A 12,574-nucleotide genomic window follows, 5' to 3' on the forward strand; every position below is an offset into this window, starting at 1 on the left:
ACCAGCCGCGGCGGTGCCGCGGCGAGGCGCCTCCTGCGCGTGGAGCCGGAGCGGTGCGCGTGGGTGGGAAGGCGCCGGGATGGTGGTGGTCAACCCGTCCCGGACCGGGGTCGGCAGACGCCGGAGGAGGCGCCGGACGTGGCGGCTCCGGTGGGTGGGCGCCGTACCGATGTTCGGATGCCCTCGGCGGCCCGCGATCGCGTCGGTGTGGCTCCCTGGCGCGATAGTTCGACAGTCTTGCATGGGAGCGCTCCCGCATCAAGTGGGAGCGGTTCCATGATCCTGAAAAGACGGTCGGGAGCCGTTCTGACCTGGACACTTGTCGACCGGTCCGGGCACAACGGAGTTTCCTCGACGTTGGCCAGATGTTTCGATCTTATTTTGGGTCTTTCACAAACCCGTGACGCGGGCTACAGTCCAACCAACGTCGATGGGAGCGCTTCCATTGATGAGGATGTAAGTAGCTTGTATCCGCACCACCACGGAGCTCGCGGACGTCGGCCCGACCAATCGTCCGCACTCCCGTTGGCAGGTTACCCGCTCCGGCGAGGTAGCCGCCGACCACTCAGCCACTAGGGCTGACGGCGGGCCAGCCCGGACTCCGCCGCCAGCCGCGACACCACCGTCGAGAGGAGGTGGAACCAGAGCCACTCGCGTGGCCCGGCTCCCGCGCGGCACGCACGACCTGGACGCCAATTCCGCTCGTGCGTGTTGGTAACTCACGGTGGGGACGGGGGTTGCCCTCCCCGTCCCCACACTACCCCCCGACCACAAGGGGGGTGCATCGGTCATCGGTACCACGCCCCGGCGTCGAACCGGTGCTCCGACCGCGCCATCGACATTCCCCGGCGACCGGCCCCGTCGCGACGCGACGCCCGGTCGCCTTGCTCATGGCGCACGTGGGGACGGGCAATGGACGAGGCCCAGACCCGCCATTGCCACCCGAACATCCCATACGCAACCGGCCCAGGGATCACTTACCCTTCTCCATGGGAGCGCTCCCGGCCATCTGCGGAGGGCCCCACACACGAGGAGACAGCATGTCCGTACTGACCCGGCGGCATCTGCTGCGCCGCGCCGCGTTATCCGCCAGCGCCGTTCCAGCCAGCCGCCTGTCGGTCGGCTCGGCCGCCACCGCCGCTGCGGGCACCGGCGCGACACTCACCGGCTGCGACGCCGAGTCCGACCCCGAGCGACGTACCTCGCCCGAGGCGCGCCTCGGACTGCGCTTCCCCGAGGGCTTCGGCTGGGGCGCGGCCACCTCGGCGTACCAGATCGAGGGCGCGGCCAAGGAGGACGGCCGCGGCGAGTCGGTCTGGGACACCTTCAGCCACACCCCGGGTCGGGTCCGCAACGGCGACACCGGCGACGTCGCCGCCGACCACTACCACCGCTACCTCGGCGACCTCGACCTGATGCAGGAGCTCGGGCTCGCCACGTACCGCTTCTCCATCTCCTGGCCCCGGATCCAGGCCGACGGCACCGGTACGCCCAACCAGCGCGGCCTGGACTTCTACCGGCGCCTGGTGGACGGCCTGCACCAGCGGGGCATCGCGCCGATGGCCACCCTCTTCCACTGGGACCTGCCACAGTCCCTCCAGGACGGTGGCGGCTGGGAGTCCCGGGACGTCGCCTACCGCTTCGCCGACTACGCCGAGGCCGTCTTCGAGGCGCTCGGCGACACGGTTCCGGTCTGGCTCACCATCAACGAGCCCAAGACCGTCGTCCAGAACGGCTACCTGGGCGGCCACCACGCGCCCGGCCTGCGCAACCCCAGCGCGGCCTACCTGGTCGCCCACCATCTGCAGCTCGCGCACGGACTCGCCGTACAGGCACTGCGCGCCACCGGCGCCGACAGCCGGATCGGCGCCGCGCTGAACCTGCACCCCTGCTACCCGGCGGACGACAGCGACGGCGTCGCGGAGGCCACCCGGCTCTACGACGGATACGAGAACCGGCTCTACCTCGACCCGATCTTCAAGGGTGCGTACCCGGCGGACGTGCTCGCCGACCTCGGGCCGGACAGCCGGCTGGTGCAGGGCATCCGCGACGGTGACCTGCGGATCATCTCGGCCCCGGTGGACCTGCTCGCGGTGCAGTACTACACCCCGCTCTACGTCACCGCCGCCGGCGGCACCATTCGCAAGTGGCCGACCTCGATGGCGAGCTGGCAGCAGATCTTCCCCGACGGGATGTACGACATCCTGACCCGGGTGACCCGGGACTACGGCGACGTCCCGCTCACCATCACCGAGAACGGTCTGCCCACCCCCGACGTACTGGGCGCCGACGGGACCGTGGACGACCCGGCCCGGATCGAGTTCCTCCGCGACCACCTCGCCGCCGTACACCGGGCGATCGCCGACGGGGTGCCGCTGGAGAGCTACCACGTCTGGTCGCTGATGGACAACTTCGAGTGGAACGAGGGGTACGAGCAGCGCTGGGGGCTGATCTACGTCGACTTCCCCACCCAGCGACGGGTTCTCAAGCGCAGCGCACACTGGTACCGAGGTGTGATCGCGGACAACGCCATCTGACCTCCTGACCGGCGTACCGGCCACCACCCGGGCGGCGATCCGCCACCCGACCGCACCGCCACCTGGAGGATCCATGGAAGTACAGACCCTGACCCGCCGACACGTCACCGACACCGAACTCCGGATGCTGGTCCATCGCTCCTTCGGTGACCGGGGCGAGGTCGACACCTGGAGCGAACTGACCGGCGGGACCTACAACGCGGCGTACGGGGTCACCCTCACCGACGGCACCGACCTCGTGCTCAAGGTGGCACCGCCGCCCGACCTCAAACTGCTCAGCCACGAGGTCGACCTGATGCGCACCGAGGCGGACTTCTACCGCCGCGCCGGCCAGGTCGGGGTGCCGGTGCCGGAGGTGGTCCACGCCGACTTCGGCCGGGAGATGATCAACACCGACGTCATCTTCCTCAGCCGGATCCCCGGCGCGGACCTGCGCCAGGTCCGGGAGAGTCTGACCCCGGCACAGGTCGCCGCCGTCCGCGGGGAGATCGCCGCACACGCGGCCCTCCTGCACACCGTCACCGGCCCGGCCTACGGCTACCCGCTGCGGGGCAGCCGCAGCTGGCAGCCGTCCTGGCGGGCCGCGTTCGGCGCGATGGTCGACGACATCCTCGACGACGCCGTACGACTGGGCAGCACCCTGCCCCGTACGCCCTCGCAGATCCGCGAACTGCTCCGGCGGCACGCCGACGTGCTCGACGAGGTACGCCGCCCCGCACTGGTCCACTTCGACCTCTGGGACGGCAACGTCTTCGTCGAGGCCGGCAACACCGGCCCGGCCCGGGTCACCGGGCTGATCGACGGCGAACGGGCGTTCTTCGGCGACCCGCTGGCCGAACTGGTCTCGCTGACCCTGTTCCGGAACCTCGACGACGAGCCGGAGATCCTCGACGGGTACGCGTCGGCCGGACACGGCCGGCTCGACCTGACCGACTCCGGCCGCCGCCGGCTCGCCCTCTACACGTGCTACCTGTACCTGATCATGTGTATCGAGGGAGCCACCCGGGGCTGGGACGGCCCGGAGCGGGCCGAGTTCGAGAGCTGGCTCGCCGGGCTGCTGGAGGCACAGCTCGACGGGCTGGACCGGACGCCGGTGCGGTGAGACCGGCGGAACGCGGCAGGCGCCGCCCCGCCGGCCGGCCTCGTCCGGTCAGCGGGGCAACGCCTGCTGCAGTTCCGCCCGCAGCGCCGGGGTCAGCATCTCGCCCGCCGCCTTCGCCAACTTCGCCATCTCGTATCCCACCACACCGATGTCGGCCTCCTTGGCAGCCAGCACCGCCAGGATCGAACCGTCCCGGATCTGCATGACCAGGAAGTAGCCGCGGCCCATCTCGACCACGGTCTGCTTGACGATGTCACCGTCGAACATCTCCGCGGCGCCGGTGGTGATGCTGGACAGTCCCGAGGTCACCGCGGAGAGCTTGTCCGCGTGGTCCCGGGGCAGGTGCTCGGAGACCGCCACCAGCAGCCCGTCGGCGGAGACGACGATGGCGTGCGCCACCCCCGGCACCCGCTCGGTGAAACCGCTGACCAGCCAGTTCAGATCCTTCGCCGCTTGACTGAGCGTGCTCAATACCTATTTCTCCTCTTCGGTGCGAACGCCCACCGGCGTCATCGGTATCACCATCGTGTCCTCGGCCTCGGCCTGCCGGACGCCGCGGTAGTACCGCGACAACATCCCGCCCACCTGGTCCGGATCCGGCTCCTCGCGCGGTCTGGGGACTTTCGGCTGGCTCGGGCCGGAGTTGGTCGGCAGCTGGGCCATCGGCACCCGGATCGGCAGGCCCCGGGAGTTCACCCCACCGGTCACCGGTATCGCGGGCGGGGCGTTGCCGGCGGCGGGCACCACCGGGGTGTCGGCCGCCCCGGCCGCCGACACCGTAACGCCCGCCGTGGACCGGCCCTGCCGGGACCACCAGGTGCTCGGCGGTGCCCCGACCGGGCCGGCCGCGCCGAGCACGTCCTCGGCCCGGGTCGGGATCTCCCGTACCGGCCGGACGGCGGGCAGGCCCGGTCCGGACGGGACGACGTCCGAAGTGGCGGCCCGGACCGCCGACGGCTGACCGCTGTGGGAACCGGCGACGGTGGCGAGCATCCGCCGGCCCGGGCCACGGCCCTGCTCCGTCGTCGGGGCCGGTGCCAACAGGCTGGTCGGCAACCGCACGCTGGCCACCAGACCACCCCGGCCGGTGGGGGCCAGCGCCACCCGTACCTGCTGGCGGGCGGCCAGGTGGCTGACCACGAAGAGGCCCATCCGTTCGGAGGCGGCGACGTCGGCCGCCGGCGGCACCGCGAGTACCTCGTTCGCCTCCCGCAGCGACGTCGGACTCATACCCAGACCCTCGTCGACGATCTGCACCAGCACACTGCCGTCCGGATGGGCGGCCGCGTCGATCTGCACCACGGTGTCCGGTCGGGAGAACGCCGACGCGTTCTCCAACAGCTCGGCGAGCAGGTGGACGAGGTCAGCGACGGCGTGCCCGACGACGTACAGGCCGTCGGGTGCGGTGTGCCGGATCCGCTGGTACTGCTCGATCTCGGCGACCGCGGCCAGCAGGACCGTGGAGAGCGGCACCGGCCGGTTCCACCGCCGGGTCGCCTCGGTCCCGGCCAGCACCAGCAGGCTGTCGTCGTTACGCCGCATCCGGGCCGCGAGATGGTCGAGCTTGAACAGGTTCGCCAACTGGTCCGGGTCCCGCTCGTCCTGCTCCAGTTCGTCCAGCAACTCCAGTTGGCGTTCGACCAGCACCTGGCTGCGCCGGGCGAGGTTGACGAACATCGCGTTGACGTGCCGGCGCATCGTCGCCTGCTCCAGGGCCACCGTCACCGCGCTGCGGTGCACCGCGACGAACGCCTCGGCGACCTCGCCGATCTCGTCCATCGACCGCACGTCGGCCGGCGGTACGTCGATCTGGGCGGTCGCCGGGTCTGCGGTCCGGAGCCGTTCCAGCGTCTCGGGCAGCTCCACCTGGGCGACCCGCAACGCCTGGCTCCGCAGGATGCGCAGCGACCGGGCGATGGACCGGCCGATGGCGACCGAGGTGAGCAGGGCGGCCAACAGGACCGCCAGCACCCCGCCGGCGGTGAGCAGGGTACGGCGCAGTTGCGCCGCGCTGCGGGTGTCGGCCTCCTCGATCGCGTCGTCGAGCGCCCCCGACTCGACCTGACGCAGCAGGTCCTGCCGGTGCTGACTGGCCGACCACCACTCGGCCGGTTTCAGCAGCGCGGCACCCCGCTGACCGGAGGCGATGGTGCTCTCCTCCAGCTTGATCGCGGTCACGAAGCCGGGGTCGGCGCTCGCGTCGGCGTACCGCTGGATCTGCCGGTCGGTCGCCGACAGCCGGAAGCCGGCGATCCCGCTCAGCTGCTGGGCCCGCAGGTCGGCCAGTTTGACCAGGTCGACGGAGTCGTACCGACCGGAGCGGGCGGCCCCGTACAGCTCGGCCCGGATCCGGGAACTGACCTCCTTGAGCCGGGCGAACTCGACGTACCGCTGGACGGCGTCGGTCAACTCGGGGCGGTCGGTGCCGGGCGACGGCTCGGCGAGCAGCACCAGCAGGACCTCGATGACCCGGTCGTACTCGGCCAGGAGCGGGTCGGGGGTCAGGCCGGCGGCCGGCACCGCCGACCGGACGTCGGCGAGTCGCCTGAGCGCGTCGTCGGCCCGGTCGTAGGAGATCCGCCAGGAGGCCTCGCCGAGCGCCAGTGGGGCGGCCACCTCGCGGAACCGGGCGATGGCCCGGTCGGAGACCGGGTAGAGCGGCTCGAGCGCGGGCAGCGGCCGTCCCGGTTCGACCCGGCCCGGGGTCAGACTCAGTGCGGCCAGTTCGCCGGCGGTCTGGTCCCGTTCCCGCTGCAGCTCGTGCACCAGCGTGGTGATCTCCCTGCCCACCCGGACCTGGTCGGCGAACTCGTCCAGCTGGTCGGCCTGGCCGATCAGCTGGGCGGTCTGCACCCCGGCCATGAGCAGGAACGCGACCGACGGGACGACCAGCACCGCGGCGAGCTTGGTACGCATCCGCCAGTCCCGCAACCGGAAGGGCGAACGACGACGGTGCGGTACGACCCGGACGTCGAGACGGCGTCGACGGTGCCGCGAGACAGCACCGTACGACGGATCCGGGGCCACAGCCACCATGCCTCCTACCGTCCTCGATGCCGGGCGCGCCAAGGAGCCGAGTCATTTCAAATCAGGCCCGGTCCCGCTGTCAATGATCCAGTACGCAGAACAGCTCAGGAAGGATACTGCCGGTGACGCGATCTTGTCGCTGTCCTGACTAGCCCTCGTCCGTCCGGACGATACGTTCGCGACCCTTCGCACCGTCGAGCCGATCGATCGCCACCAGTGCCGCACCGACCGCACCGATCTCCGGATCGGGGACGTGGTGCACCTCGCGCGGCGCCAGCACGGCGGCGAACGCGTGCCGCCACCACGCCGAGGCGGCCATCGCACCGCCGCCGAGTACCACCTGGACCTTGTTGTCCAGGGTGGACTCGATGGCGGCGACACCGACGCCGACCTCGTCGCACAACGCGGCCATCAGCGCGGCCAGGATCTCGACCGCGGAGGTGTCGAGACCGATCCCGTCGACACTGCCGGAGCCCCCCGGGGCCAGGCCGGGTGGACGGTCACCACCGAACCGGGGATCGGCCCGGAGGGTCACCTGGTGCGGCGGGATCCGGGTCAGCGCCTCGTCCAGCGCCGCCCCCTCCGGCAGCCGCAGCTCCCGGCGGGCCCAGGCGTAGAGGCTGCCGCCGGCGGAGAAGGCGGTCCCGGTGATCACGTGCCGGTGGTCGACCCGGTACCGCCAGAGCTCGTCGGGCAGCGGCGGCAGTTCGGTGTCCGCCGGCGCGGACTGGACCAGTCGGACCGCGGCGGAGGTGCCGACGGTGACCGCGGCCCGCCGGGTGTCGTAGCAGGCGGAGCCGACGTTGGAGGCGGCGCCGTCGCCGGTGGGCGGCGTCCAGCGCACGTCCCGCAGCGCCGGCCAGCGACGGGCGTACTCGGCCCGGAGCCGGCCGTGCCAGTCCGCCGGGGCCAGCGGCGGCAGCTCGCCCGGTCGGACCCGGGCCAGCTCGCACGCCTCGACGTCCCAGTCGAGGGTGCGCAGGTCCAGCAGCCCGGTGCCGGACGCCTGGGAGATCGACATCGCCGGTTCCTCGAGCAGCCGGCCGAAGATGTACTCGACGAGGCCGGCGAAGCGTGCCGGGCGGACCTCGCCCATCTCCCGCAACCAGGGCAGCCGCACCGACCAGTAGAAGCGGTGCCACCAGGTTCCGGTTCGGTGGTGGTAGTCGTGCGGGTCGGCCGGCCCGGGGATCCCGGGCGGCGCGGTCGGCCGGGTGTCGAGCCAGGTCAGCACCGGGCCGAGTGGCTCGCCGCCGGGGTCGAGCGGCACCACCGAGTGCCACTGCGCGGAGGTGGCGACCAGCTCGACCCCGTCGAGGTGGCCGGCGGCGGAAAGCTCGTCGAGGCACTGGGTGAACCCGTCGAGGTAGGCCCGCCCGTCGATGGTGGCGGCCCCGCCGTCCACGATCGTGATCGGGGTCTTCCGCCGGGCCAGCGCACCGGGCAGCGGCCGGGCGTCGGCGTCCAGCACCAGGCCACGCACGGACGACGTACCCAGGTCGAAGGCGAGAATGCTCATCGAGCGAAACGTACCCGGTTGTCGTGCCGCTGATGCCGAGGTCACGCCAGTCGGTCCGGCTCCGGGCCGGATCGGCGCGGGCCCGACGGCCGGCGTTGTCCACCTGATGGTCGGTGACACGTTCGGGGCCCCGGATCCGTCCCGGCTCGCCTACACTGACCGTCATGTTCGCGCGACTCAACTCCTGGTGGCCCGCCATTCCGGCGGCCGACCTCCGCGCGTAGCTTTCCCGACGCGGCCGCCCACGTGGCGGCCGCCGATGGTTCCTCTCCTGGACCGGCCACCACGCCGGACGGCCCCCAGCCGAGAGGAACACCTCCGATGACCCAGCTGCGCCACCTGCTGGCCTCGATCGCCGCCGGCGCCGATCCGGGGCCGTTCGCCCTGGTACGCCGGGAGGGCGCCGACACCCTCGAGGTCTTCACCGGTGCGCTGTGCACCGTCGACCGGCTCGCCGACATCCCCCTCGGCGCCGGGCCGGCCGGCCCACGCACGCTCGCCCTGGTGCCGTACCGGCAGATCGCCGAACGCGGATTCGCCTGCGTCGACGACAACGCCCCGCTGGAATGCCTGCGGATCTCCGGGCACGACCGGGTCCCGCTGGCCGAGGCGCTGGACCTGCTGCCCGGCAGCACCGTCCCGGTCCGCGACGGCGGCTTCGACATCTCCGACCCCGAGTACGCGGAGATCGTCGGCCGGGTGCTCCGGGACGAGATCGGGCGGGGCGAGGGCGCCAACTTCGTGATCCACCGCACGTACCGGGGCAGACTGGCCGGACCGCCGCTGCCGGCGGCGCTGGCCGCGCTGCGTCGGCTGCTCACCGACGAACGGGGCGCCTACTGGACGTTCCTGGTGCACACCGGCGGCCGGACCCTGGTCGGGGCGTCACCGGAGCGGCACGTCAGCGTCGAGGACGGCCTGGTCATGATGAACCCGATCAGCGGCACGTTCCGACACCCGGACGGGCCGGCGGACCGGGACACCCTGCTGGAGTTCCTCGCCGACCCGAAGGAGATCGACGAGCTGTACATGGTGCTCGACGAGGAACTCAAGATGATGGCGACGGTCGCCGAGCACGGTGGTCAGGTGATCGGGCCGTACCTGAAGGAGATGGCGCACCTGGTCCACACCGAGTACCTGCTCGCCGGGCGGGGGTCGCTGGACGTCCGGGAGGTCCTCCGGCAGACCATGTTCGCGCCCACCGTGACCGGCAGCCCGATGGAGAACGCCTGCCGGGTCATCGCCCGGCACGAGGACCGGGGCCGGGGCTACTACGCCGGGGTCCTGGCGCTGCTGGGGGTCGACGAGGCCGGCCGGCAGACCCTGGACGCGCCGATCCTGATCCGGACCGCCGAGATCTCCGCGGGCGGTGAGCTGCGGGTGCCGGTCGGCGCGACCCTGGTGCGGCACTCCACCGCCGCCGGCGAGGTGGCCGAGACGCACACCAAGGCGGCCGGGGTGCTGGCCGCCCTCGGGCTGCGTCCACCGGCGGCCGGGCCACGGACCGCCGGACGGCCGGCCGACGTCGGGGTCCGACCCGCCACGCCTGGGGTACGCCCCGGACCGGCCGAACCGGCGGTGGGCACGGATCGGGCGGCGCCGCTGCCGGCCGTGTCGACGGAACTGCGGCTCGCCGACGATCCGGCGGTACGGGCCGCACTGGCCGCCCGCAACCACGAACTGGCGCCGTTCTGGCTGGAGCAGCGGAGGCCGGGGGTGAACGTGCTGCCCCGGCTCGTCGGTCGGCGGGCGTTGATCATCGACGCGGAGGACACCTTCACCGGCATGCTCGCGCACCAGCTACGGTCCCTCGGCCTCACCGTGGAGCTGCGCCCCTGGCACGGGCTGACGGAGCCGCACCGTGGTTCGGCCGACGGCCCCGCCACCGACCTGACCGACGGGACCGTCACCGACCTGACCGACTCCGACCTGGTCGTGGTCGGCCCGGGGCCCGGGGATCCGGGCGACCTGACCGAGCCGAAGATGGCGGTGCTGCACCGCCTCGTCGACAGCCTGCTGGAGACCGGTCAGCCGGCCCTCGGCGTCTGCCTCGGGCACCAGGTCCTGGCCGGGCGGCTCGGCCTGCGACTGCACCGGCGTTCCGCGCCGTACCAGGGTCTGCAGCGCGACGTGGACCTCTTCGGTACGACCCGACGGGTCGGCTTCTACTCCAGCTACACCGCGCTGGCCGAGGCCGACGAGGTCGGCACCGGGTACGGGCCGGTGCGCCTGGCCCGGGACTCCGCCGACGGGGCGGTGCACGGCCTACGCGGTCCGACGTACGCCGGGGTGCAGTTCCATCCCGAGTCGGTGCTGAGCCGCGACGGTCTGGCGGTACTTGCCGACCTGCTCGGCTGGCTGCTGCCGGCCGCTGGCGGGGCGAGTACGGGCGGCGCCACAGCGGACGGGGCGGTGGCGGACGGGGCGGTGGCACCGGCCGGACGGCCGGGAGGCGTCGCCGGGGCATAGCTGTCGCCATCGCGGGTAGCCAGCGTCGAGCCGGTGGTCCGGGCGGGTCGAAAGCCCTCGCCCGGGCCACCGGTGCGGGATCACCGGTCGGTGGCGCGCGACGGACGCCCCGATCCGTCGGCATCCGGCGCCACAGCGCCCCGGGCGGTCAGCGCGTAGCTGATCCGGGTGGGTGGGCCGGGCTCCGTCCGCCGGACCAGCAGCCCTTCGTCGGCCAGCTGACGGAGGCGTTCGGCCAGCACCCGGCGGGAGATCCCCGGGACGGCCCGGACGAGGTCGCTGAACCGGGCCTCCCCCCGACGGAGCACGTCGAGCAGTTCCGGGGTCCACCGCCGAGCGAGCAGGTCCGACGGGGTTCCGGGGCGGGACGGCGCGCCCGACGGGGTAGGTAACCTGGTTACTTCCGTCGGCGACGACGCCATCCCCGGTGCCGGCTGCCGGAGCACCACCCCGATGCCGTCGAGCACCCGCTGCAGGCCGAACTCGAAGTCCTTGACCAGGGATTCCGGCGCCCCGCCAGCCTCGGGGACCAGCCGGGACAGGGTCGGGAACCGCCCGGTCCGCAGCAGCCGGGCCAGTTCCGGGGTACTCGCCGCCCACCACTGCCCGACGCTGATCCCGGTACGCCGTTCGTCCTCGACCGTGCCGTGCACGTACCGGGCCGCGCCCTGCACGTAGTCGCTCACCGCGTAGTAGACCTGGAACATCGTCCGGGCGTCCAACCCGTGGCCGTCGACGGACCGCAGCAGCCACTCGGCGTTGGCCAGCACGTTGGGCCCCAGGGGCGGCCGACGGGTGCCCGCGACGACCGACAGCGCCCAGGGGTGACGCTGGTACATCGCCCACTCCTGTCGCGCCGCCCACGCCAGGCGCGCACGCCACCCCGGCGGGCCGGGATCGGGGTAGGCGATCTCGCCGAACACCGACTCCACCATCAGGTCGACCAGTTCGGCCCGGCCGGACAGGTGACGGTAGAGGGACATCACGCCGGCGTCCAGCGCGTCGGCGACCCGGCGCATCGACAGGGCGTCCAGGCCGTACGCGTCGGCGACCCCGATCCCGGCACGCACGATGTGCGCGAGTCCCAGCTGGGTCGACCCACCCCGGCCCATCGCCCGCTCCTCACCCGAGGTTCCGTCAGTGCCTTGACACCGGCGGGGCTGGCATCCCGCACCGGAGTGCGTACAGTGTACCCATCGTCGTTCACGGCCCGGACGGGTCCGCCGAGAGTGCAGGTGATCATGAGCGGTCTGGTGACGGTACGCCGAGCCGGGTCGGCGGAGGCGCCGGCGGTGCTGCGCGCCCTCGGCCAGGGTTGTCTCGACGAGGCGGTGTTCAGCTGGGTGGTGCCGGACGGCGCGGCCCGCCACGAGCGGACGGCCACCTGGGCCGGGGAGGCGACCGCGTGGGTCGACGGCATGCTCGCGACAGGGGTACTGCTGGTGGCGCAGCACGGCTCCGGGGAAATCGCCGGGGTGTCGTGCTGGGAGTTCGTCCCGGGCGACCCCGCACCGTCGCCGCCGGCCGACCCGGCCGAGGAACTCGCCCGGCTCACCTGGGCCTACGGTCCCGAGTACGCGCCGCGGATGGCGTTGGTCAACGAGCTGACCCGACGCCGTCATCCCCGAGGTGAGCCGCACTGGTACCTGCAACAGATGGTCGTGGTGCCGACCTGGCGCGGCCACGGACTCGGCGGCGCGATGCTGCGTCACCAGCTCGAACTGGTCGACGTCGCCGGCGTCGGGGCGTACCTGGAGGCGAGTTCGCGCCGCAACCGACGGTTGTACGAGCGGAACGGCTTCCGGGCCCACGGCGACCCGATCCGGCTACCGGAGGACGGGCCGGCGATCCAGCCGATGTGGCGGCCACCCGTCGGCCAGCGCTGACGGCCGGACCGGTGGCCGCGGCCCGGCCGGAATC

The 12,574-nt window shown here is 72.7% G+C and carries 8 protein-coding genes; 4 read left to right on the forward strand and 4 right to left on the reverse strand.

The window, feature by feature from the left end; all coding sequences use genetic code 11:
* The first annotated feature begins 1,040 nt into the window (after nt 1–1,040).
* Complete coding sequence (locus ABGB21_RS18950; protein WP_347678767.1) at nt 1,041–2,537, forward strand: GH1 family beta-glucosidase; 1,497 nt, start codon at nt 1,041–1,043, stop codon at nt 2,535–2,537.
* A 73-nt stretch (nt 2,538–2,610) separates the two neighbouring features.
* The gene (locus tag ABGB21_RS18955) at nt 2,611–3,639 is read left to right on the forward strand and encodes a phosphotransferase (protein WP_347678769.1); all 1,029 of its coding nucleotides are present in this window, start codon (nt 2,611–2,613) and stop codon (nt 3,637–3,639) included.
* Nucleotides 3,640–3,687: 48 nt separating this feature from the next.
* Here the strand turns inward: ABGB21_RS18955 and ABGB21_RS18960 are convergent, their stop codons facing one another.
* From ABGB21_RS18960 to ABGB21_RS18970, 3 genes are all read right to left on the reverse strand, one after another.
* On the reverse strand, nt 3,688–4,110 hold the full coding sequence (locus tag ABGB21_RS18960; protein ID WP_347652276.1) for a roadblock/LC7 domain-containing protein: 423 nt from the start codon (nt 4,108–4,110) through the stop codon (nt 3,688–3,690).
* A gap of 3 nt (nt 4,111–4,113) precedes the next feature.
* Nucleotides 4,114–6,675, reverse strand: a complete 2,562-nt coding sequence (locus tag ABGB21_RS18965; RefSeq protein ID WP_347678771.1) for a nitrate- and nitrite sensing domain-containing protein — start codon at nt 6,673–6,675, stop codon at nt 4,114–4,116.
* A 139-nt stretch (nt 6,676–6,814) separates the two neighbouring features.
* The gene (locus tag ABGB21_RS18970) at nt 6,815–8,185 is read right to left on the reverse strand and encodes an FGGY family carbohydrate kinase (RefSeq protein WP_347678773.1); all 1,371 of its coding nucleotides are present in this window, start codon (nt 8,183–8,185) and stop codon (nt 6,815–6,817) included.
* A gap of 321 nt (nt 8,186–8,506) precedes the next feature.
* On the opposite strand from ABGB21_RS18970, the gene ABGB21_RS18975 reads away from it, so the two are divergent.
* Complete coding sequence (locus tag ABGB21_RS18975; protein ID WP_347652279.1) at nt 8,507–10,654, forward strand: chorismate-binding protein; 2,148 nt, start codon at nt 8,507–8,509, stop codon at nt 10,652–10,654.
* Nucleotides 10,655–10,734: 80 nt separating this feature from the next.
* Here ABGB21_RS18975 and ABGB21_RS18980 read toward each other — a convergent pair whose 3' ends face one another.
* The gene (locus ABGB21_RS18980; protein ID WP_347678775.1) at nt 10,735–11,766 is read right to left on the reverse strand and encodes a TetR/AcrR family transcriptional regulator C-terminal domain-containing protein; all 1,032 of its coding nucleotides are present in this window, start codon (nt 11,764–11,766) and stop codon (nt 10,735–10,737) included.
* 129 nt (nt 11,767–11,895) lie between these two features.
* Here ABGB21_RS18980 and ABGB21_RS18985 point away from each other — a divergent pair, with 129 nt between their 5' ends.
* On the forward strand, nt 11,896–12,540 hold the full coding sequence (locus ABGB21_RS18985; protein ID WP_347678777.1) for a GNAT family N-acetyltransferase: 645 nt from the start codon (nt 11,896–11,898) through the stop codon (nt 12,538–12,540).
* Nucleotides 12,541–12,574 lie beyond the last annotated feature (34 nt).

Source organism: Plantactinospora sp. B24E8 (assembly GCF_039871735.1).
In the GTDB taxonomy this organism is placed as follows: domain Bacteria; phylum Actinomycetota; class Actinomycetes; order Mycobacteriales; family Micromonosporaceae; genus Plantactinospora.